Genomic DNA, 21,688 nt, shown 5'->3' with positions numbered 1-21,688 from the left:
GGTTCATAGCGCGAAGCTCACCGTCAGCCGCGCCTGGCGCGGGGCGCCCGGGAACAGGTAGTAGTCGCCCGAGCTGCTGCCGGTGTCGCGCCAGTAGAAGCGGTTGAACACGTTGTCCACGCTCAGGTTCCAGTCCAGCGTGCGGCCGTGCAGCTCATGCCGGAAGCGCAGGCCGGCATCGACCACGCCGTAGGCGGGGGCGCGCACGCGGCCGTCGGCAGTGGCCACGTTGGAAGACGCGAAGCGCCAGCCGCCGGTCACGCCCAGCCCGGGCACCCACGGCAGCGCGTAGTCGGCGTGCACGCTGGCGCGGGTGGTGGGCACGTTGATCAGCGGGTGGCCTTCGTAGGCCGGGGTGCCGGTGCCGCGCGCCCGCGCCTGCAGCACGCTGGCGCTGGCGCTGAGCTGCAGGTTGTCGCCCACGCGCCCGCGCGCGCTCAGTTCCAGCCCGGTGTGGGTCTGCCGGCCTTCCTGCACGAAGGTGTAGCCGTAGTCGCTGGCGTCCGGTTTGGCGTACTGGAACGGCCGGCTGATGCGGAACAGCGCCGCGCCCAGGGTCAGCGCGTCGGTGGGCGTGTACTTGGCGCCCACTTCCAGCTGGCGCGACAGCACCGACGGCAGGAAGCTGCCTTCGTTGCTGGTCCAGAACGGCGCTTCCTGGCCCAGGGCGATGCCGCGCACGTAGCTGGCGTACAGGTTGAGCTGCGGGTTGGCACTCCAGATCAGCGCGGTCTGCGGCAGGAAGTGCGACACCCGGCTGTCGCGCTCGGGGTTGCCGCGCTTGTCCCAGGCGCGCTCGTCCAGGCGCACGAAGCGTCCACCGGCCAGCCACTGCCAGTTGTCGGCCAGCTGCATGCGGTCCAGTACGAACAGCGCCTTCTGGCGGCTGTCCACGCGCCGCACGGAGGGGCCCGGCTGCAGCGGTGAGGGCTCGAACTGCGGCACCGCGGGGTCATGGATGTTGCCGGTGCCGACGTATGCGTTGACGTTGCGGCGCTTGTCCACGCTGCGGTGGAAGTAGTCGGCGCCGAGCACCAGCTGGTGCCCGACCGCGCCGGTGGCGAAGCGGCCGCGCAGTTCGGCGCGCAGCTGCTGGTTGCGGCGGGTGTCGTCGGGGCTGCGGTAATCGTAGATGTCGTAGTCGCCGTTGGGCGCGAAGTAGTTGCCCGGCACGCTGCCGTCCCAGCAGGCTTCGGCGTAGTAGCAGCCGTAGGCGAAGGCCACGTTGTCGTCGATCACCGAGCGGCTGTGGCTGGCCGACACCCGCGACTGCCACGCCGGGCTGAAATCGTAGGTGTGCAGTGCGCTGAGGTTGGTGCTGTCGATGCCCACCGGCTTCTGCCAGCGCTGGTAGCCCAGCATCTGCGTGCGGTCCACGTGCTGCGGCAGCGCGCCGGCGCCCAGCAGCTGGTAGCCCGAGGCCGAGCGCTGCGCGCTGGTCTGGTAGCTGGCGTCCACCTCCAGCTTGCCGCGTTCGCCGATCAGCCAGTCGGTGGCCAGCGCGTAGAAGTTGCGGCGGCCATCGGCATGGTCGATGTAGGAGTGGCTGTTGTCCCAGGCGGCGTTGAAGCGCACGCCGATGCGCGGCGTCAGCCAGTGGCCCATGTCGATGGCGGCGTAGCGCGAGCCTTCGGCGTCGGTGCCCAAGGTGACCTTGCGCACCTCGGCCGGGCGCTTGCCAACGTAGTTGATGACGCCACCCGGGGCGATCACCCCGGCGGCCAGCCCGGCCTCGCCCTTGAGGATTTCCACCTGCTGCACGTTCTCCAGCGCCAGCCGCTGTTCGCCGGCGATGCTCAGGCCGTTGAAGCGGTAGCCGGTGGCGGTATCCAGTGCGAAGCCACGGATGGCGACGTTCTGGTAGTAGCCCACCGGCGCGTAGCTGTCGCCCAGCGAGGCATCGTTGTCGGCCAGCTCGGACAGCGTGCGCACCACGCGGCGGTCGAGCAGCCCGCGGTCCAGCACGCTGATGGAGGCCGGGGTGTTCTTCCAGTCGCCACTGCCGAAGCTGTTGGACTGCGGCTCCTTTGCGCCGGGTTGTTTGGCCTGTACACGCACGGCAGCCAGCTCGGTGGGCGAGCGCTCGGCGGCGGTGTCCAGGGCGTGCGCGTGCAGCGGCAGGGCCGCGGCCAGCGCGGCGGTCAACAGCGAAAGGGAGGGGCAGCGGTTCATTCGTTTCGTCATCAGCCGTGGGGGAGACGAAGCGAAGGCGCGCACGCGCGACCGGCCACGAAGGCGGTGTGCCTGCTGCTCAAAGCTCCCTACGCCGGTGCAAACCGGATCAGGTTCCAAGGGACTCTCTCAGCCTGGACAAGCCCAGGCACCCCCGCTTCAGGGGCGTATTTGACCACAAATAGCGTGGCTTGGCCCGTGGGTGGGTTGGGGGTGCTTGCGCGCATGGGGCCTCGCACCTCGTAGATGCGGGGCTCGCCCCGCATGGAGCCTTCCCGGCGAAGCCCCTTATGTGCAGCCAAGGAGCGGGAAAGCTCTGCCATCGGACTGGACACCGCCGCCAGCGAGTTGGACGCAGTAGAGGCGCTTTAGCGGGCTGTGGGTAATTAATGGCAGGAGTCGGCTAGGAGCGGACATCGATGCCTGAGTTAGGCCACGCCGCGAAGAGGCGTCGGCTTGAATGAACTGTTAGCAGTCAATCTTTTGGTTTGTTCGCGATGCCGAAAGGAATGTGGACTGATGGAGCCACCTCGCTTGCGGTCGCAAGATGCCCGGATTGGTCGTCAAAGAAGATATGCGGTTGTAGAACATCCAAGACAAGCTTCTTCTCTACCCCTCCAAGAAAGAATGCATCATTCGCCATTACTCCCCAACTCTTCAGTGTATTGATAGCTCGCTCATGGGAAGGCGCATTCCTTGCCGTGACAATAGATACGCGAAGACGATTCTTATAGGATGGGTCTTCTTTTCGTTTCTCTTCTTCGACCTTCTGTATTTTTGAAACTTTCAGCAAAAATTCCTTGAGTGGACCACCGCCGAGTGGCTCCATTACGTTGGCAGTCTCATGGTCGTGGAATTTCAGGACATCTTTCGTCTGCTGCATAACGGTCTCAGCAGTGTCATCAGCCACTACGCCATCAAAGTCGAATGCGATCCGCAAGGTCTTGTCTTGAGGGTCATCAATCTTCTTTGATTCCATCACGTAGCCGGCTGGAAAACCCTTGGCGATGGCTTCAAGAACATCGCTCTGGTTGGATGAAAGGAACAACGAAATATTCAGGGCTGGTATGTAGTCGTATGGAGACACGCCTTGCTGAAAGATCGCACGAGTTATTCCTAATCCGTGATGTTCGATGGACTTCATCACGCGAAGTCCCGTATCTGGATCATTACGAGAGAGCAAGACAACCTCTATCAATGGCCCTGTACCTGCTGGACTTAGGTCATTGAGTGTGAGCAAGCGCTTGATGAATGAGAAAGCGACCCCCTCATTCAACGGGTTGTTCTTATGAGCCTCTTGATACTGTCGATACGGCTCCTCCCCCTGCCCCCTGAAAATTTTGTCTGATTCAGTCAGATCAAACATGGCGCTTGATGCCACGCCAACCACAAGCCTGTCTTTCAACTCGTATGCCACAATTCCCCCTGTAACTGCTAACGCCTGAATTAGGTCGCGCCGCGAAGCAGCGTCGGCTTGAATGATTGTTAGACCTCACCTGCCTGAACAAGGTTCTCGAGGTCTATCGGCAGATTGCGAGGCTGAATTATTGAGCCGAGTTTCTTCTTGAGAGCTGCAACCAGCAACCAAGTGCCCAAACGCATCTCGGTCATAACCATCATGAACTTGACCCTGTCAGGTGACCACACGTCTCCACCTGCATTTGCCAGCTTCTCTGCTGCTGTGCAGTGCTCGCTCAGAGTGGCTGTTATCTCTTGAATGAGACGTTCGCAGGACGGATCGGCCCAAACACCCTTGGTCTCTTGCATAATCGCCTTGCGCGCTTCGTAGGGGCTTTGCATAGCATACTGAGGCGACTCGTCTTCGCCGCAAGCATAGAACAAACGGCGTGCGTCAATCTCGGTAACGATGGAATGAACGCGGTTTAGATCGCGATCTTGGAGTGTGATGCCACCGAATGTGAAGTGCCCATTCGCGGCCGCTTGCCGGAAAGAGCCAGCAAAATTCTTATAGAGCGCCGCAGCCCGCTTCAGTAGCTGGGCATCAGTGACGTTTGAGTCGACGTGGAAGTTGCGAAGGCTCATTGAATTCTTATTTGAGGTCTAGCTACCTAATAGCCGGATCCCGGATCCGGTTATACGATTTATCCACAGCGCACCGTATGGTGAGCTATCCCCTTGATGCGGCCCGATACTAGGACGTCTGGGTCCGGCTAACAAGCTGATGAAATAGCCGGACCCAGCGGAGTCCCGAGCGTGCACTCAGGCGGATTTCCGCTTTGGGTCGTCCGCCCAGCGAAAGGGAGCCGTGTCCAATTCCTTGGCGCTGCTGTCCAGCTCAGCTGGGGCGGTGTTCGACTAGCTTGACCGAGAATGTTCAACCAACCGTCTGCGTGCTCAGGCAGCGGCATGCAGCGCCGCCAACAGCGCCTGGCCTTCGGCGCTGCCGAACCATTGCGCATGGCCGAGCAGGAACGGTTGCCATGCCACGTCGGCGTTGGTGGTGGAGCCGGTGACGCCTTCGAAGTACTCCACTTCGGACAGCGCGAAGTCCAGGTGCACCACCGGCAGCAGGTCGGCCAGCAGGTGCATGCGCGCGGCGGACAGCGGCAGCAGCTGGCGGTAGCCGTCGAGCAGCGCCAGTGCGATGTCGATGCGCACGGCCAGCGACTACGGCTGGCGCACCCCAGTGACCTTGCCATGCTCGATGCTGCCGAACAGGCCATCCGACACATGCGTGCCACTGAAGCGCCCGCCAGATACGTTGCCGACAAGCGAAGTGTATGCATCGCAGAGTTCGGACGACAGGAGGAGTTCAAGCCGGCCGTTTGAGTAAGTGTAGGCGGGTTGCGAGAAGGCCAAGCTGCCCGGAGAGACGACTACAGCCTTGAGCCAATCACCCGATTGGCAGGTCTTTGCAGGCTCCTTGGTGAGCGTGACTACCGGCTCCCGGACCCCGTCTTTCCCGGCCACACGAAACTGCCACCGACCCGTCACTTGGGCTGGCGCGGGCTCCGACACCGCGGCCTTCTTCGCGCCAGCGGCTGGCATTGCGGAGCAGGCGGTGGCTGACCAGAGGAGAGCTGCAAGTGCGATGTAATTTCTCATGGCCGCCTAACTATCCAATAGCCGGACTCGTGGGTCCGGTTATACGACTTATCCATGGCGCATCGTATGGTTCGCTGCCGCCTTGATACAGCTTGAGCTTAGGGTTAATCGGGTCCGGCTAACAAGCCGACCGTATAGCCGGACCCGGCGGCAGGTTCGGCGACGGCACCCATGTCCGCGATGGGGCGTTTGCCGCCGGCGCAGTGAAAGGACGCCCTACTCAGTTCGTCGGTATCGCCGGCCAGTGCAGCCGGCATCGGTGTTTGACCAACTCGACTGGGAATGTCCAGCCAACCGGCATTCCATAACCTTATGCCGGGCAAGCCCGGCACCTACGGGTGCGGGTCCCGGAGCGCTGCGCTCCGTGGGGGCGGGTTTGCCTTGCATGGTCCGCACTCCGTAGATGCGGGGCTTGCCCCGCATGCGGATTCAGGCGGCCGCGTGCAGCGCCGCCAACAGCGCCTGGCCTTCGGCGCTGCCGAACCATTGCGCGTGGCCGAGCAGGAACGGTTGCCAGGCGACGTCGGCGTTGGCGGTGGAGCCGGTGACGCCTTCGAAGTACTCCACTTCGGACAGCGCGAAGTCCAGGTGCACCACCGGCAGCAGGTCGGCCAGCAGGTGCATGCGCGCGGCGGACAGCGGCAGCAGCTGGCGGTAGCCGTCGAGCAGCGCCAGTGCGATGTCGATGCGCACGGCCTGCGCGCCGCGTTCCAGCTCCAGCCAGGCGACCGCATTGCGCTCGATGGCGGTGGCCAGGTCGAACAGCGCGCTGGCGGGCGAGGCCAGGCCGAAGTCGAGCACGGTGCTCACCGTGTCGCCCTGCCAGAGCAGGTTGGAAACGTGCCAGTCGTTGTGCGCCCACAGCCGCGGTTCGTCGCGCAGGCGCTCGGCCAGGCCCGCATGCCAGGGCAGCACGATCCTGCGTAGTTGTTCCTCCCACGGAATGCGCGCCAGGTAGCGGGCAAGGCCGGGGCGGTTGTCCAGGTCGGCCTTGAGTGCGGCGATGGGGTCGTGGCTGCGGATCAGGTCGTCGCGCGCCACCAGCAGGTGGGTGCCGCGCTGCGGGGCGTGGTAGCGGGTGGCGGCCTGGTGCAGGCGCGCCAGCATGCGCCCGGCGTCGCGTGCCTGGGCCACGTTGGTCAACGGTGTCCATGACACCGCGTCGCGGTACAGGTCCTCGCCGTTGCCCGGTGTGTGCAGTTCGTAGGTCCAGCCGTCGTGTTCGACCGCGGTGGCACCGTCGTGGTCGCGCAGCACCTGCACCACCGGCACGCCGGCGGCCGCCAGGTGCGCGATGAAGCGGTGCTCCTCGCCCAGCGTGGCGGCGTCGCGCACGCTGTGGTGGTGGCGCTTGACGAACACGCGCCCGGTGGCGGTTTCCACCAGCGCCGCGGCCGACAGCGGCCGCGGGCTGTGCCACTGCGCGGCGGTCGCGCCGCGCAGCTGCGCGAAGCGCCCGGCCAGCCACGCGATCTCGTGCGGGGCGATGGCGGGCCAGTCGGCGGGCACCTCGTCGTTGTTGAGGCCCTGGACGCGGTGGGAGCAGGCGGTCATGGCGGGATAAACCGGTGATGCGGGGCGGTGCGGGGCGACAGGGTAGCGTGCGGGACGCCACCGGAGGCGTGGGTGGCAGGGGAAGCGTTGATGCAGAGCCGTCGGGCAAGTGCGCTACGCGGCGTAGGAAGTTGCCGCACGGGACTGTAGGGAAACGACGCGCCGCAGTATCGGCGATCAGCCTTTGCCGTGCTTCCCGCGCCCGTACTGCTTGATCAATTCCGCGAGCGCGTCGTCCTCGGCGAAGAAGTACGCCACCGGCAGGTCGAGCACCTCGGCGATGCGCTGCAGGGTCTGCAGGTCGGGCTGGTGGACGCCGGTTTCGTAGCGGTTGACGCGGGTGCTGGCGACGAAATCGTCCAGCCCGGCCTTGATGCCGAGATTGCGCTGCGAGATGCCATAGGTCTCCCGCGCTTCGCGCAGACGCACGCTGTAGACGGGGAGCTCTCTCTTCTCGGACAAGGCCGTGTACATCCCGGGCTTCGGTGCATGGAAGCTTCCGGAAGGGCGCTTGACACCGATACTACGTTAAACGTAGTGTGCGCACCGGGTTAATGAATGAACGCAATGCGTGCATGTCGCTTCCGCTCCCTCGGCGGAAGCGCGGGCGGCAACGCAACCGCGCCGCGACGGCGCACACACCGCCGCCGCACAGGGCCACGGGAAACACCACCTGCAATTCGTCCGCACCGTCGGTGCGCGCCGCTGCCATGGCGCGCGGCCGCCTGTGCGCCGGCATCGCGTGCCCGCCGCACCGGCCACCGTCCGGGCTGTGGGACAGCAGCACCGCAGCACCGAGTACCCACCATGGAAACCAAAGGACGCAGCATGAAGACCCGCGCTTTACGCAACGCCATTTCCATCGCCCTGTTCGCCACGCTCTATGGCCAGGCTGGCACCGCCCCGGCGCGCGAGGCAGGCGCGGCCCGCGCCGCGCCGGGCGCAGGGCAGGGCGCCACGCCGCGGCAGGCGCCGCCGGTGGACAAGGAAGCAGGGCAGGGCGCCGGTGCGCCGCGCGCGGCCGCCGCGGCGGCGACACCACCGGCCGACGCGACGACCGAGCTGGAAACGGTGACCGTCACCGGCACCCGCATCCGCGGTGGCACCACGCCCTCGCCGGTGATCGCCATCGACAGCGAGCAGATCCGCCAGGAGGGTTTCAGTACGCTGGGCGAGGTGGTGCGCAGCCTGCCGCAGAACTTCAATGGTGGGCAGAACCCGGGGGTTACCGGCGCGGCGTCGGGTGTCGGCAACCAGGACCTCACCGGCGGGTCCGCCCTGAATCTGCGCGGTCTGGGTGCGGATGCGTCGCTGACGCTGCTCAATGGCCGCCGCATGGCGTACGACGGGTTCTCGCAGGCGGTGGACATCAGCGCCATTCCGGTGGAGGCGGTGGAGCGCCTGGAGATCGTTGCCGATGGCGCGTCGGCGATCTATGGCTCGGACGCCGTCGGGGGCGTGGCCAACGTGATCCTCAAGCGTGACTTTGATGGCGTGGCGCTGGGGATGCGGCGCGCCACCACCGCCGACGGCGGGTTCGCCACGCAGGAGTACACCGCGACCGCTGGTGCGCAGTGGCAACGCGGCGGGATGATCGCCACCTTCAAGGACACCACGTCCGATCCGATCCATGCGCGTCAACGCGCCTACACCCGGCATCTGGGCGAGCACTACACGATCCACGGCGGCAGCGACGCGCGCAGCGGACTGCTCAGCCTCCACCAGGCGCTGGGCGAGGTGGCCGAGCTGAGACTCGATGCGCTGCGTACCCGGCGCGACATGTTGCGCTACGCGAGCCAGGGCAACTCCTACTACCGCTATACCCCACAGACCGACATCGCGCTGGTCTCGCCCAGCGTCGCGTTCTTCCTGGGAAGCTGGACACTCACCGTCGGCGGCGCGCACGGCAGCGACGAGAACACCGACGAGCGCTATTTCGTCTCCGCGGCCGGAAGCAGGCGGGTGACGCAGACGTGCTACTGCAACCGCAGCCGCTCCTATGAGATCGGCGCGGAAGGGCCGCTGTTCGCGATTGGAGGAGGGGAGGCGCGCGTGGCGGTCGGTATCGGTTCGCGTGAGGACACGTTCCGGTATCGTCCGCGCGTCACCGGGACACCTTATGGCGGCGACGAACGCGCGCGTTCGGCCTACGCCGAGCTCAGCGCGCCATTGGTCACCCCGTCTCGTCGCGTACCCGGCATGCATCGCCTGGAACTAAGTGCGGCGCTGCGCAGTGAGGATTACGCCAGCTTCGGAGCCGTGACCACGCCGAAGCTTGGCGTGATCTACGATCCCAATGCCCACCTTACCCTCAAGGCCTCATGGGGACGATCATTCAAGGCGCCGACGTTGCTGCAGCGGCATCAGGACCGGATGGCGTACCTGTGGCGTGCATCCGCGGTGGGAGCGACGGCAGGCCCCGCCGATGCCACCGTGCTGATGTCCTATGGCGGCAACGCGGAACTGGAAGCCGAGCGCGCGCGCACCTGGACCGCCTCGCTGGCGGTACATCCGCTGGCGGCACCCGGGCTGGAAGCAGAACTGACCTGGTTCGATGTCGACTATACGGACCGCGTGGTGGAGCCGGTGAGCTATGCGCAGGCGCTTTCAAATCCGGCATATGCGGAGTTCGTGGACCATGCGCCGACACCCGAGCAGATAACGCAGCTGCTGTCGATCTACAACAGCGCGTTCTACAACCTGGCCGGAGCGCCCTACGATCCCACGAAGGTGGTGGCAATCATCCGCGATCAGTATGTCAATGCGGCACGACAGCGCATCCAGGGCATCGATCTGTCGGTGTCATACCGGCTTGATCTGCCGCGGGGACAGCTGTCAATCAGGGGGGCGTCCAGCTGGCTCGACAGCGAACAGCGGACCAGCGCGAACCAACCGGTTCATGCCCTGGCCGGCACGGTTGCCAATCCAGCACGGTTCAACGGACGCCTCGGTGCGGTTTGGACGTCAGGGGGATTCACCGCGTCCGCATTTGCCAATCACACCAGCGGGGTAACCGATCGCCGCGGCGCGATGTCCGAGAAGGGCGCATCGTTCACCACGCTGGACACCACGCTGGGCTACGACCTGGCTACCCGCGACGGCATTGTCCCGGCGCTTTCGCTGGGTCTGTCGGTGCAGAACGTTCTCAATCGCGCTCCTCCGCTGTATGCACCGGCCGTCGCGACGTATGTGCCTTATGACGCCACGAACTATCCGGCCATCGGACGGCTCGTCAGTGCGTCGGTTTCGATGCGCTGGTAACGGGGAGATAAGGCATGCGTGGTCACCTTCTTGGAGCGTGGCGGATGGGGCCATGCGTCACCCGCGCCTCCTGCATCTTCCGCACCCACACCTGGCCGGCGGCACTGGGGCTGGTGCTGGTGGTGGCGTGCACCTCACCGGGAGCGGGTGCCGTGACAATCTCGCCACGCCGGCTTCTTGAGCTGAGTGACCTGGGCAATCCTGCACTCTCGCCCGACGGCCGCCAGATAGCTTTCCGTGTGGAGCGTGCATCCGTCGAGCGTAACGCCTATGACAGCATCTGGTATGTGCAACGCCTGGATGGACGTTCGCCGCCGCTACGGATCGGCGAGGGCGGGGAGCCGATCCGCGAACTCGTCACCGGACTGGTCATGCCGTCGCCCGCGGTATGGTCCCAGGATGGGCGCTGGCTCTACTACCGTGCCCGAATCGATGGCCGCGTATCGGTTTTGCGCGCCGCCAGCGACGGTGCAAGTGCCGTTGAGATGGTGCACGACCCGGCTGACGTCCAGGACTTCGCGCTGGGCGCGGACGGAGCCCGGCTGTTCTACAGCGTCGGCGCTACGCGCGATGCGGTCTTGGCCGCCGAGCAGCGCGAGTATGAGCAGGGCGTGCGCATCGACGAAACGGTCGTGTTGGCTGCCGGCCTGCACCGTTCGGCCAGGGTCAATGGCCGCGCCGCAACCCAGCGGTTTCTCGGCGACTGGTTCTCGACCGGCCCGTTGCTCGCGGATATGCCGGCGAGATGGAAAGTCGTTGACCTGGATACCGGAGTGGTGCGGGATGCAGCTGTGCACGAGCTGCCGAGCGGGACGAAGAAGGCCGCCAGCTTCTCTGCGGCCCTGCCAATAACGACGATGCGGGCGGCGCATCCACACGATGGCCGTGTCGCGGTCGTGTTCCCGGCAGGTGAGCCCGAGTCCGGCATGTTGCAGCCTCGGGACGGAATGCTGGCCGTACTGCCGCACATGCGGTCAACCCAGTGGCGACGTTGTACCGACCGCCTGTGCAACGGGCGGACGATAAGCGATGTGCGCTGGCGACCTGGGCACGACGAAGTGCTGTTCACGACCACCGATCATGAGCGTGGGCGCGCGCAGTCCATCTATCGCTGGAACGTTGCCACGGGAGCGGTCCAGCCCGTCGTGGTGTCGGCCGGCCTGGTCAGCGGAAGCCAACGCCACTGGGACGTGCCTTGCGCGGTATCGGCGATGACGCTGGTATGCGTTGCCGCAGAGGCGGACCGTCCGCCACGCCTGGAGGCGATCGATATCGACACTGGACAGCGGCGGATCCTGTTCGAGCCCAACAAGGGGTTGGAAAAGGACATCGCCGCCGTGGCACCTGCCCGGATGATCCGCTGGACAGACGTACGCGGGCGCGAGTTCACTGGGCAATTTTTCGAGGCGAAAAATGCTGGCAGGCCATCCCCGCTGTTCGTAACGTTCTATACCTGCCAAGGCTTCCTGCGTGGTGGACTGGGTGACGAATGGCCGCTGGCATCGCTTGCCGAGCAAGGCATATCGGCACTGTGCATTAATGCTCTGCCTGGCTTCCGTCTGGACTACGTCGAGCGCCACGATCAGGGGCGGACAGCCGTGGAAAGCGTGGTTGCGGCCCTTGCTGCCGAAGGGAAGGTCGATCCGCATCGGGTCGGCATGGGCGGACTCAGCTTCGGCAGCGAGGTGACGTTGTGGACCCTCATGCACTCTGACGTAGTCGCAGCCGCGTCCGTATCCAGCATTTCACCGACGCCGAGCTACTACCTGCTCAACAGCCTGCGTGCGCCATTCCGCAGCAATCTGCAGCTGATGTGGCAACTTGGCGCGCCCGACGAGACTCCGGAGCGCTGGAAGACGATATCACCTGCTTTCCAGCTGGACAGAGTGCGTGTCCCGGTGCTGTTCCAGTTGCCGGAACAGGAGTTCAGGATGCTGCTGGATTACGCGTTGCCTCTGCTGCGCAGGCAACAGGGCGATCTGTACGTGTTCCCGGAAGAAGCCCACATCAAGTTCCAACCACGGCACAAGCTGGCTGCCTACCATCGCAACATCGACTGGTTCCGCTTCTGGCTGCAGGCATACGAGGATCCCGATCCCGGGAAGACGGTGCAGTACCGTCTATGGCGCCAAATGCGCGCGCATGGATCAGGAGCGGAGTATCGCGGGCGGACCGGCGAAACAGACTAGACCTGCTGCCTGGCCCAGTTTTCCGCGGCACACAGGTCGAAGACGCGCAGGAACGAAAGGTCACGGGGGGCCAGTTCATGGTCCAGGAAGTCCATCAGCGCAGCGTGGTCCAGCAACCCATGGGCAGCCAGCTGTCCTTCTCCCAGAAACCGGCGCATACCCTGCCTGTTGCGGGCATAGGCGGCGGCCATGTAGCCGGTATACGAGCCCTTGCTGCGCCGATCGCGAACAGCCAGCGGCAGCCGGTCTGAGAAGGCGTCGCGCGCCACCGCGCGATTTCGGCCTCGATTTATCCACATCCATGAAGGAACGCGCAGGCATGCTTCCATGACCGGCTGTGACAGCAGCGGAAAGTGCACGGAACGCCCTCCGCGGCGGGGGGCGGTATCACGGAACAACTGTGTACCGATGAGATCCTGGATCTTCTCCCGGTCCCCCGGCAACGCATCGACCGGCATGTCCAGCCACCCATGGTACTCGGGTGCTTCGGGCACATGTTCCATGGCAAGGAAGCGGCGGTCCTGCTTCCACACGTCGCGCCCTGGACGAGCCAGCTTGCGCAGCGTCAGCCGCAGTGCTGTCCAGAACGTGCACTGGTGAAGGGTGGAGAGGTCTTCAATGGCGGCGATGCCGGCCAACAGCCCGTTCTCGCGGAAGGCGTCGGCGGCCGGTGCTGCTGTCTTCAGGTAGCAGAAGACGGTATCTCCGCCTCCGCCGGACACATAGCTGTCCGCCGCGTGGGCTGCGCCAGCCACCTCCCAGGCTTCGTTCACCGCATTCTGCAGGATACCCATCGCCGGCAGGAACGCCGACGGCGCCAATGGAAAGTCAAAGCGGACATTCTGGAATCCAACCTGCTGGGTGACGAGCTCGGTTGCAAGGGCATCCGTCACCAGGCGTGCATAGGGGCGCTCATCGGTCCCGGCCACCGGCATCACCAGCGTACAGAAGATGGCGGTCGCGGCTTGCTCCTGAAGGCAGACCGCGACGATGGACGAATCAAGACCGCCTGATAGTTCCACCACCAACTTCCGGTCCGCGGCAGTCATTGCGCAGACCACCATGCTGACCGCTGAGCGTATATCCGCCGCGGCCGCGTCGCGATCCTCATGGCGCCTATCGGAAGACACGAAACGCCAAGGTGTCCAGGCCATCCGCGTGGAGGAGCCGGTGCCGTCACAGTGGAGCACAAACCCCGGCAGTAGCTCTCGTAGCTGGTCCAACGTGGTACGCCCCGTCCTCAGGTAGGGATAGGCCAGTCCATGTGCCATCGCGGCCCAGTCCACTGTCTTGTGGTACAGGCCCAGGTGCGCGGCCAGGGCGATGTCGGAGGTCACGAATCCCCCCTTGCCGGTCACCTGGTAGACACACGGTACCGCGCCGGACGGATCGCGCAGAAGTCGCAGTATCGGGTCCTCAGCAGACCCAGCCAGCTGTACCAGTAGGTACTCGCCCCAGCTGTCGTGCAGTACCTGGTGCTCGCGCTCCTCCGCGTTTGAATCCAGACCGAAGGGGAGGGTGATTGCCTTGCCATTGCGGTCGAAAAGCCGGCCTATCAGGACGCCGTGGCCAGGCCACCTCAGCACGGGTGTGGCGGTGGAGACGTACAGGCAGGCATGCGGGGTACGTAGTTCACAGCGGAATCCCCGGGCAAGCAGGGACGCTTCCGTCGATGCGGCGTCGCGTGCGCTCTCGCCGAACAGGAGAAGATAGTGTGGTTCCATCAGATTATCCTGACCGGGGTATGCGCACCCGCGTCTGACAAGGTCTCGTTGAGGATGGTGCCCCCCGCCTGGAGCCAGCAGTGCGCCGCGAACGGAAGCAGGGTCACGCCGAAGACGATGCGCGCCGGCAGACGACGGCGTGCGAGGAAGCGGAACAGTGCCAGTGAATCCAGCAGGCAGCATGGGGCGATGGGCACGTAACGACGCGCCCTGATGAACTGCAATGTGGCTTCCTCCAGTGCCCGGTGCGACGTCATGCAGGAACCAGATGGGCGCGGAGCTCCGCCGGTTAGGGTATTGTCGATAACGGACCTGAATGGGTCGCGTCGCAGGCGACGCCTGGTCCCCCACACGGTTGCCGCGACTTCCGCCAGTACCGACGGCCCAGTTCTGGGCATTGCCATGGCCGGCGACTCGATGGCGCTGGCCGTAGGGGCGGGCAGGTCGGGCATGGTGGCGCATTCGGGGGCGTAGGCGATCACGATTCCGCTGCGTTCCAGCGCCTCGCGCTGATGCCGGGCAAGCGTTCCCGACGCCAGATAGGCACGCATTGCCGACTCCAGCGGAGGCGACAGTCTGAAGTAGCGGTCGAGAGCAAGATCAAGGAAGACCAGGTGTTCGTCGATCTCGCAGCAGGACAAGTCCTGGTTGATGAGCCAGCGCATGCGTTCTCCCGGCAGGACGCGCACCGGAGTGCGCGTCCTGGGTGGCTTACTCTTCGGAAATGCCCGGAATCATCGGCAGACCAGGGCCCGTCGGCTCGCCGGGACCGGCGCCTCCCTGCGTCTCCACACTGGCGACGCCGAGCACGATCACATCGTCCGCGTGCATGCGGTGGTTGTCGTTGCTGTTCATCTTTGCCTCTCCTGCGGTTGCGTCATGGCGGTTTCCATGACGACAGCCAGCCTAGGAGCCGGGAAATTTGATTATCAAATGATTATTGCGTTGCTAAACGATGATTGTCCGAAGACGTGCAGCCGGTCATGCAATGCGCCGCTTCCCTGTGCGATGCATGAGGTGCCGCCGCTCCGGCATGCGCCGGCCGGCACTGCCGGCACCATGCACCGGCGTGATGGCATGCGCGCGGGCGATGGTGCATGGGCGACGGTTACGGCTGCTGGTCGCGACGGTCGACGAGCAGTGCCACGATCCGCGGCACCAGTTGCCTGCGGCGTGCGTGATACGCGCGCAGCCCGGCCCGCAGCGCCACCATGTCGCGCGCCTGCCAGTGGCCGCCGAGCCGCGCCAGTTCCTCGTCGGGCTGGTCGATGAGGCCGCGTTTGGCGCGACGCACCGGCGCGAGCCGGTCGTTGGCCTGTTTCACCGCATGGTGCAGCGGGCGGAATCCGGGCGCGCGGGCGATGGCGTCGAACAGCTGCCAGGTGCCCTTGACCGGGTCGCCGCGGGGACCGCCAGGCAGGTACGGCAGTGCTTCGCCGGCGCTCACCGCGGGCGGTGCCTCGACCTCGCAGGCCATCAGCAGCAGGCGTTCCATCCAGTCGTAGAGGTCGCGCAGGGCGACTTCGGTGAGCAGCGGCACATGCAGTCCGTCGCGGGCGTGATCGTCGATCAGCCCCTCGCCGACCAGGCGGTACAGCGCGAACCGCACCGGCGTGGGACTGATGCTGAATTCCTCGGCCAGCGTGCCCGGATCGATCCGCTGCCCGGGCAGGTAGCGCCCCGACTGCAAGGCCCGCCGGAGCTGGCGGTAGAGCAGTGCGCTCTTGGAGCGGTTCGCACGCATGGGCGGACTCCCTGTCTGCGTATGGCGTCCTTCTCGCGGTCGATGGTACAGGAAGTGCCCGCGCACGCCGCCGCGGGCGTGCCGCTGCGTGGCGTGAGCGGCATGCTGCGATGCGCGCCAGGGCGCCAGCGGCTGGCATGATGCGCGCATGCCGCCCACCCTCGACCAGCTCCGCCGCTATGCCGTGGCCCGCTCGCTGTTCGCGCCGACCACGCTGATGCGGGCGATCACCAAACTCGGCTTCGTCCAGGCCGATCCCATCCGTGCGCCGGCGCGCGCGCAGGACCTGACCCTGCGCCACCGGGTCAGGGACTACCGCGCCGGCGAGCTGGAACGGCGCTACCCGCGCCTGCCGCTGGAAGAGGATTTCTTCGTCAACTACGGCTTCCTGCCGCGCGCGCACCAGGCGCTGATGCATCCGCGGCAGGCGCGCGTGGCATGGACCCCGGCACGCTGGAAGCAGGCGCACGCGGTGCGCGCGTTCGTCGCCGCGCACGGTGCGGTGCATCCGCGCCAGGTCGATGCCCATTTCGCCCACGGCAAGACCACAAATTGGTTCGGCGGCACGTCCAACGCCAGCACGCAGCTGCTCGACGGCATGCACTACCGCGGCCTGCTGCGGGTGGCGCGGCGCGACGGCGGCACCCGCGTGTACGCCGTGCGCGAGGACGCCCCGCCGGTGGCGGCGCAAGAGATCCAGGCGCGGCTGGATGCGTTGCTCGACCTGATCGTGAATACCTACGCGCCGCTGCCGGCCGCCAGCCTGCGGCAGCTGGTCGGCTACCTCGGCAACGGCGTGCCGCAGTGGCGCGATGCGTGCCGGCAGGCGCTGCTGCGCGCGCGGCAGCGCCTGCAGTGCGCGCGCGTGGACGGCGTGGACTGGCTGTGGCCTGACGGTGAGCGTGCCGAAAGCCGGCGCTGGCAGTTGGATGAGGACGCGCGCCTGCTGACGCCGTTCGACCCGGTGGTATGGGACCGCCGCCGCTTCGAACAACTGTGGGGCTGGAGCTACCGGTTCGAGGCTTACACCCCGGCGCCGAAGCGCAAGCTCGGCTACTACGCGATGCCGTTGCTGTGGCGCGGGCAGGTGATCGGCTGGGGCAACCTGTCGGTCGTGGCGGGCGCGCTGCAGGCGCGGCTGCACTATGTCGCCGGCCACGCGCCGAAGGACACCGCGTTCGACACCGCGCTGGAGGCGGAGCTGGCGCGGATGCGGGTATTCCTTGGGCTGGAGGGCTGAACCGCCGTTGTTCCCACGGCGCTCACGTTTGTGTCCGCGCGCATCACGCCCGGGCACGCGACGCTGACCGGCCACGGCGCACGCTCGATCCGCGGCAGGTGCCGCGATGCGCGAGGAACTCCCATGGCCCATACCCGTGACAGCACCGGCCAGGTGCAAGCGCCGTCGCGCCCCGCTGGCGGCCGGCCCGCGCACGATCCCCCCGTACGGCAGGCGGCGCGGGTGGCGGCAAGCGTTCCGGCCACTGCCATGCGCGCGCTTGCCGGTCGTCGCGCAGGCAGGGGGCGGCCATGAACAAGCGCCATGTATTCAGTGCGCCCGGGCTGGCGCTGGCCGAACAGGCGATGGCGGCCGCGCGCAGCGCCGGCGTGGACAACGACGCCATCCTGCTGGTCGCGCGCGCCGACATCGAGAAGCGCGCGATTCCGGATACGCGCAAGATGGCCGATACCGACCTGATGGCGGCGGTGGGCCGTGGTGCCGGTTACGGCGCCGCCACCGGGCTGTTGGCCGGACTGGTGGCCGTTGCCGTGCCGCCGCTGGGCATCACCCTGGCTGGTGCCGCGGCGGTGGGCGTGGCCGGTGCGATGGTCGGCAGCCTGGCATCGGCACTGCTGGGGGCGAGCGTGCCCGATCCGGTGCGCCAGGCCTTCGACGACGAGATCCAGGCCGGCCACATCCTGCTGGTGATCGACGCCGAACCGGAGGTGCTCGACGTGGCCGGCGCGGCCATCGTGCGCCTTGGCCTGCGCCCGCTGCCCTACGAATCCACCTCGGCGCTCAGCTGACGCCCCGCGCCGGCGCGCCCGCGCATGTGCCCATGCGCACTCGACGCCAACGCGGTTGTTGCCTATGGTCGGCGCTTCGCCAATCGAGGGGAGCGGGCAATGCGCGTTGGGCTTGTGCTGGGAATGTGGCTGTTGGCCGGTTGCCTGCAGGCGGCCGAGCCGGTGGCGACGGTACGGGTGGCGTTCGACCGCGACGGCGTGACCGCCACGCAGGTGCAGGGCATGGCCGACATCGCCGCCGGGCGCGCGGTCAGTGCCGACGATCCGGTGCGTATCGCCTCGATCTCCAAGCTGGTCACCGCGCTGGGAGTGATGCGCATGGTCGAGGCCGGGCAGCTGGAGCTGGACGCGGACGTGTCGCGCTGGCTCGGCTGGCCGCTGCGCCACCCGCAGTTCCCGGACACGCCCATTACCCTGCGCCTGCTGCTGTCGCACCGCGCCGGGCTCACCGATGCCGCCGGTTACTACGCCGTGCCGCTGGGCGCGCCGCTGCGCACCGTGCTGGACGACCCGCGCGCGTGGGACACGGCGCACGCGCCGGGCACGTACTTCCGCTACGCCAACATCGATTTCCCGCTCATCGCCGCGGTGATGGAGAAGGCCAGCGGCGAACGCTTCGACCGGCTAATGCAACGCCTGGTGCTGCAGCCGCTCGGCATCGCCGCCTGCTACAACTGGGCCAGCTGCGACGATGCCAGCGTGGCGCGCGCGGTGGTGCTGTACGACGAAGCGCACCGGCCGGTGCGCGACGACAACCGCGGCCGTCGCCCCGATTGCCCGGTGGTGGCCGCGGCCGATGGCAGCTGCGACCTGGGCCGCTGGCGCGCCGGTGACAACGGTGCGTTGTTCGCACCGCAGGGCGGGCTGCGCATTTCCGGCAACGGCCTGGCGAAGATCGGGCGGCTGTTGCTGGGTGGGGGCGAAGTGGACGGCGTGCGCCTGTTGCGCGCCGACTCCGTGCGCGAACTGGCGCGCCCGCAGTGGACCTACGCCCCCGGCGACGGCATGACCACCGAAGAGGACGACAGCGGCCAGGGCGGTGACGGCTTCTTCTGCCGCTATGGCCTGGCGATGCAGACCCTGGCCACGCCGGTGAAGGGTTGCCGGGACGATCCGTTCGGCGATGGCGTGGCGCGCATCGGCCACTCCGGCTCGGCGTACGGGCTGCTGTCGGGGCTGTGGGTCGACCCGGCCAGCGGCACCGGCGTGGCGGTCTTCGCCACCGGCCTGCCGGAAGCGCGCAAGGGCGAGCACTCGGCGTTCTCCGCGGTCGAGGAGCGCCTGCTCAAGCCGTGAGGCGCGGGGGCGCCGCGCCGCACGCTCAGGCGGGGCGGGCGCCCGCCAGGTGCGCGGCCAGCTGGCTGATGCCGCCCACCGCCAGCTCCACCCAGATCGCGAGCAGCGCGCACAGCAGGGCGATGCCCAGCGTCCACCGCTGCCCCTGCCGCCGAGCCGGGGCGCGATACAGGCGTAGCCCAGCCCGGTGGCGAACAGCAGGGCGCCCATCACCACGAAGTCCAGCGGGCCCCAATGCCAGCCTTCGCCGGCGGGCGCGTGGCGGTCGCGGAGGGTCAGGGCCAGGGGGACGAGCAGCAGCAGGCCGGTGCCGACGGCCGGGCGGATCACGCGGTGCTTCATGGCGGTACTCCACGAGGGAAGGAGGAGCCCGCAGCATCGGCGCGTTTCGCGGCGCCTCGATGGGGGCGCGGCGAAGTCACGGTGAAGTCCGCCCGCGGTCATCGCCCCGCCGGCGCTGTCGGCGCAGTGCGGCGCGCATCAGGCGCTGGAAGGTGGGGCATTGCAGGTGGTCGGCGTGACGGCAGCCTGCGGCATGGCGCAGGCCATCGCGCAGGGCCTGCAGCCGGGTGATGCGCCGCTCCGGCGGGTCGGCCTTGCGCAGCAACTGCGGGCGATCGATGCCGGGCATGGCGCCGTCGCCGAGCATGCTGCCGATCTCCTCCAGCGGGAACCCGGCCGCGCGCTCCAGTGCGATCAGCGACAGGCGCTGCAGCACCGAGGGCGCATAGACACGCCGCAGCCCGTTGCGACCGATCGGCTGGACCAGGCCGCGGGTTTCGTCATAGCGCAGGGTGGACGCGGCGATCCCGCTCTGCCGTACGACCTGCCCGATGTCGATCTCCTGCACGCTTGACCTCAAGTCGGCTTCAACGTCGAGACGGATGGAAACAGGTTTGCGCACAGGCGGGAAGGGCGATGGACGGTGGGGGAATCCTCCTGCGGGTCGTGGTCATGGGCGTCGTCGCTACCGCGGCGACCGATCTGTGGGCGGTGCTGCTGCGCCGGCTCGGGCGTCCCACCCTGGACTACGCGCTGCTCGGCCGCTGGATCGTGCACTGGCGCGCCGGGCGCTGGCGCCATGCCGCCATCGGCGACGCCGCGCCGGTTAGGCATGAGCGCATGCTGGGCTGGTGCGCGCATTGCGCCATCGGCGTCGGCATGGCCGGGATGCTGATGGCGATGCCGGGCAGTACCTGGCTGCACCAGCCGACGTGGGGCGCGGCGTTGGGGTTCGGCGTGGGCAGCGTGCTGCTGCCCTTCCTGGTGATGCAGCCGGCGTTCGGCGCCGGCATCGCCGCCGCGCGCACGCCGCGGCCGTGGCAGGCGCGGCTGCAGAGCCTGGCCACGCATGCCGTGTTTGGTGCCGGACTGTTCGCCGGGGCCGCGATACTCGCCAAATTAATGATGTAAATCAATGATTTGAATAAAATCGCCATGACGCTGCTAGCCTGTTCCCGCCAATCATCTGGGGAACCCCATGACCATCGGATCGCAGTCGGACATCGACGGCCTGCAACGTATCGGCCGGCTGGTCGCGCGGGTGCGCGAGGAAATGCTCGCCGCCGCCTGCCCCGGCATGACCACCGGCGAGCTCGACCTGATCGGCGAGCATCTGCTCGCCGCGCACGGCGCGCAGCCGGCGCCGCGCCTGGTGTATGGGTTCCCCGGCGCGACCTGCATCAGCGTCAACGAAGAGGCCGCCCACGGCGTGCCGGGCGCGCGTGTGCTGGCCGCGGGCGACGTGGTCAACGTGGATGTCTCCGCCGAACTGGGCGGCTACTTTGCCGACACCGGCGGTACCCGCGTGCTGCCCACGGCCGCGGCGCGCGACCTGCGCCTGTGCCACGCCGCACGCAGCGCACTGGCCAACGCGCTGAAGGTCGCGCGTGCCGGCCAGCCGCTCAACCGGATTGGTGCGGCGATCGAGCGCACCGCGCGCCAGGCCGGCTTCCGCGTGATCGAGAACCTGGGCAGCCATGGCGTCGGCCGCGCGCTGCACGAGGAACCGGACCACATTCCCGGCTACCACGACCCGCACGACACGCGGCGGCTGCACGAAGGCATGGTCATCACCATCGAACCGTTCCTGTCCACGCGCAGCCGCGTGGTCGAGGAAGGCGACGACGGCTGGACCCTGAGCGGCGCGCCCGGCAACCGCTCCGCGCAGTACGAGCACACGCTGATCGTCACCCGTGGCGAGCCGATCGTGGTGACGCTGCACTGAGCACGCGCGGCATCGACACCCCCTGCACGCACCGGCGGCCAGGGTGGTGGCATGTCCCCGCACCCCCGACCGGCATGAGCGCGTCGCCGCTGCGTACCCCCGATGGTCGTTACCTGGTGGTGCGCGGCCGCCTGTGGCGCGCCACCAATCCGCATCTGCCGGAGGAACAGCGGCAGGCGGCGGTGCGTGAGCTGATGGCCGCGCGTCGCGAAGTCGGCCGCGCGCGCCGCGCCGGCGACCCACGGGCGCTGGCGCGTGCCGGCCAGGCGGTGGACGCGGCCAAGCGCGTGTTGGGCGAACGTGGCCCGGTGTGGTGGAGCGATGGCGCCCCTGACTACAACCGCCACCTGGCGAAGAACACGCCCTATGCAGCGTGGCATGCGCGGGTAACCGCCACCGCGGACGATTGAGCAGCCGCGCCGCGCCG

Annotated in this window: 17 protein-coding genes and 1 riboswitch; of the genes, 8 read left to right on the top strand and 9 right to left on the bottom strand. The window is 67.3% G+C overall.

The features are described 5' to 3' along the window. Positions 1–3: 3 nt before the first annotated feature. The 5 genes from B1L07_13650 to B1L07_13630 all read right to left on the bottom strand — a co-directional run bounded on the left by B1L07_13650 (position 4) and on the right by B1L07_13630 (position 7,266). Positions 4–2,172, bottom strand: coding sequence for a TonB-dependent siderophore receptor (locus B1L07_13650; GenBank protein ID AUZ55956.1), 2,169 nt, complete (start codon positions 2,170–2,172; stop codon positions 4–6). Positions 2,173–2,241: 69 nt separating this feature from the next. Continuing rightward, positions 2,242–2,338, bottom strand: a riboswitch (TPP riboswitch). Positions 2,339–2,647: 309 nt separating this feature from the next. After that, on the bottom strand, positions 2,648–3,589 hold the full coding sequence (locus tag B1L07_13645) for a 5'-nucleotidase (protein ID AUZ55955.1): 942 nt from the start codon (positions 3,587–3,589) through the stop codon (positions 2,648–2,650). 938 nt (positions 3,590–4,527) lie between these two features. After that, positions 4,528–4,791, bottom strand: a complete 264-nt coding sequence (locus tag B1L07_13640; protein ID AUZ55954.1) for a hypothetical protein — start codon at positions 4,789–4,791, stop codon at positions 4,528–4,530. 876 nt (positions 4,792–5,667) lie between these two features. After that, positions 5,668–6,792 (bottom strand): aminoglycoside phosphotransferase, encoded by a 1,125-nt coding sequence (locus B1L07_13635; GenBank protein ID AUZ55953.1) that lies wholly within the window; start codon positions 6,790–6,792, stop codon positions 5,668–5,670. Between the two features lie 177 nt (positions 6,793–6,969). Further along, positions 6,970–7,266, bottom strand: a complete 297-nt coding sequence (locus B1L07_13630; GenBank protein ID AUZ55952.1) for a transcriptional regulator — start codon at positions 7,264–7,266, stop codon at positions 6,970–6,972. A 354-nt stretch (positions 7,267–7,620) separates the two neighbouring features. Between B1L07_13630 and B1L07_13625 the strand changes: the two genes are divergently transcribed. Together B1L07_13625 and B1L07_13620 are read left to right on the top strand one after the other, a co-directional pair. After that, the gene (locus B1L07_13625) at positions 7,621–10,053 is read left to right on the top strand and encodes a TonB-dependent receptor (protein AUZ55951.1); all 2,433 of its coding nucleotides are present in this window, start codon (positions 7,621–7,623) and stop codon (positions 10,051–10,053) included. A gap of 44 nt (positions 10,054–10,097) precedes the next feature. Next, a complete protein-coding gene (locus tag B1L07_13620) occupies positions 10,098–12,242 on the top strand; it encodes a dipeptidyl aminopeptidase (protein ID AUZ55950.1) in 2,145 nt (714 codons plus the stop codon). On the opposite strand, the gene B1L07_13615 is transcribed toward B1L07_13620, so the two are convergent. The 3 genes from B1L07_13615 to B1L07_13605 all read right to left on the bottom strand — a co-directional run bounded on the left by B1L07_13615 (position 12,239) and on the right by B1L07_13605 (position 15,710). Continuing rightward, positions 12,239–13,966 (bottom strand): asparagine synthase, encoded by a 1,728-nt coding sequence (locus B1L07_13615; GenBank protein ID AUZ55949.1) that lies wholly within the window; start codon positions 13,964–13,966, stop codon positions 12,239–12,241. The two genes, B1L07_13620 and B1L07_13615, sit on opposite strands and share 4 nt — an antisense overlap. After that, positions 13,966–14,631, bottom strand: coding sequence for a hypothetical protein (locus tag B1L07_13610; GenBank protein AUZ55948.1), 666 nt, complete (start codon positions 14,629–14,631; stop codon positions 13,966–13,968). The genes B1L07_13615 and B1L07_13610 overlap by 1 nt, the downstream gene beginning before the upstream one ends. 443 nt (positions 14,632–15,074) lie before the next feature. Continuing rightward, on the bottom strand, positions 15,075–15,710 hold the full coding sequence (locus B1L07_13605) for a transcriptional regulator (GenBank protein AUZ55947.1): 636 nt from the start codon (positions 15,708–15,710) through the stop codon (positions 15,075–15,077). Positions 15,711–15,858: 148 nt separating this feature from the next. Between B1L07_13605 and B1L07_13600 the strand changes: the two genes are divergently transcribed. From B1L07_13600 to B1L07_13590, 3 genes are all read left to right on the top strand, one after another. Beyond that, entirely contained in the window at positions 15,859–16,950 is a 1,092-nt protein-coding gene (locus B1L07_13600) for a cytoplasmic protein (GenBank protein ID AUZ55946.1), read from the top strand. A gap of 290 nt (positions 16,951–17,240) precedes the next feature. Continuing rightward, a complete protein-coding gene (locus B1L07_13595; protein ID AUZ55945.1) occupies positions 17,241–17,738 on the top strand; it encodes a hypothetical protein in 498 nt (165 codons plus the stop codon). A gap of 123 nt (positions 17,739–17,861) precedes the next feature. Beyond that, the gene (locus B1L07_13590) at positions 17,862–19,034 is read left to right on the top strand and encodes a serine hydrolase (GenBank protein ID AUZ55944.1); all 1,173 of its coding nucleotides are present in this window, start codon (positions 17,862–17,864) and stop codon (positions 19,032–19,034) included. 418 nt (positions 19,035–19,452) lie between these two features. Here the strand turns inward: B1L07_13590 and B1L07_13585 are convergent, their stop codons facing one another. Continuing rightward, positions 19,453–19,884 (bottom strand): MerR family transcriptional regulator, encoded by a 432-nt coding sequence (locus tag B1L07_13585; GenBank protein ID AUZ55943.1) that lies wholly within the window; start codon positions 19,882–19,884, stop codon positions 19,453–19,455. A 68-nt stretch (positions 19,885–19,952) separates the two neighbouring features. Here B1L07_13585 and B1L07_13580 point away from each other — a divergent pair, with 68 nt between their 5' ends. From B1L07_13580 to B1L07_13570, 3 genes are all read left to right on the top strand, one after another. Next, a complete protein-coding gene (locus tag B1L07_13580) occupies positions 19,953–20,447 on the top strand; it encodes a hypothetical protein (protein AUZ55942.1) in 495 nt (164 codons plus the stop codon). Between the two features lie 67 nt (positions 20,448–20,514). Then, positions 20,515–21,261: a type I methionyl aminopeptidase gene (locus B1L07_13575; GenBank protein ID AUZ55941.1), complete on the top strand. Its 747-nt coding sequence runs from the start codon at positions 20,515–20,517 to the stop codon at positions 21,259–21,261. A gap of 89 nt (positions 21,262–21,350) precedes the next feature. Next, positions 21,351–21,671, top strand: a complete 321-nt coding sequence (locus B1L07_13570) for a hypothetical protein (protein ID AUZ56610.1) — start codon at positions 21,351–21,353, stop codon at positions 21,669–21,671. The last annotated feature ends 17 nt before the right edge of the window (positions 21,672–21,688 follow it).

Source organism: Stenotrophomonas acidaminiphila (genome assembly GCA_002951995.1).
Taxonomy (GTDB): domain Bacteria; phylum Pseudomonadota; class Gammaproteobacteria; order Xanthomonadales; family Xanthomonadaceae; genus Stenotrophomonas; species Stenotrophomonas acidaminiphila_A.
This window is presented reverse-complemented; position numbering and strand designations above follow the sequence as displayed.

Bases quoted from the DNA above. Each gene is read 5' to 3' on its own strand.
- B1L07_13605 (AUZ55947.1), bottom strand. From the start codon at position 15,710: ATGCGTGCGAACCGCTCCAAGAGCGCACTGCTCTACCGCCAGCTCCGG.
- B1L07_13625 (AUZ55951.1), top strand. From the start codon at position 7,621: ATGAAGACCCGCGCTTTACGCAACGCCATTTCCATCGCCCTGTTCGCC.
- B1L07_13590 (AUZ55944.1), top strand. From the start codon at position 17,862: ATGTGGCTGTTGGCCGGTTGCCTGCAGGCGGCCGAGCCGGTGGCGACG.
- B1L07_13650 (AUZ55956.1), bottom strand. From the start codon at position 2,172: ATGAACCGCTGCCCCTCCCTTTCGCTGTTGACCGCCGCGCTGGCCGCG.
- B1L07_13615 (AUZ55949.1), bottom strand. From the start codon at position 13,966: ATGGAACCACACTATCTTCTCCTGTTCGGCGAGAGCGCACGCGACGCC.
- B1L07_13600 (AUZ55946.1), top strand. From the start codon at position 15,859: ATGCCGCCCACCCTCGACCAGCTCCGCCGCTATGCCGTGGCCCGCTCG.
- B1L07_13595 (AUZ55945.1), top strand. From the start codon at position 17,241: ATGAACAAGCGCCATGTATTCAGTGCGCCCGGGCTGGCGCTGGCCGAA.
- B1L07_13580 (AUZ55942.1), top strand. From the start codon at position 19,953: ATGGACGGTGGGGGAATCCTCCTGCGGGTCGTGGTCATGGGCGTCGTC.
- B1L07_13630 (AUZ55952.1), bottom strand. From the start codon at position 7,266: ATGTACACGGCCTTGTCCGAGAAGAGAGAGCTCCCCGTCTACAGCGTG.
- B1L07_13575 (AUZ55941.1), top strand. From the start codon at position 20,515: ATGACCATCGGATCGCAGTCGGACATCGACGGCCTGCAACGTATCGGC.
- B1L07_13620 (AUZ55950.1), top strand. From the start codon at position 10,098: ATGGGGCCATGCGTCACCCGCGCCTCCTGCATCTTCCGCACCCACACC.
- B1L07_13635 (AUZ55953.1), bottom strand. From the start codon at position 6,792: ATGACCGCCTGCTCCCACCGCGTCCAGGGCCTCAACAACGACGAGGTG.
- B1L07_13610 (AUZ55948.1), bottom strand. From the start codon at position 14,631: ATGCGCTGGCTCATCAACCAGGACTTGTCCTGCTGCGAGATCGACGAA.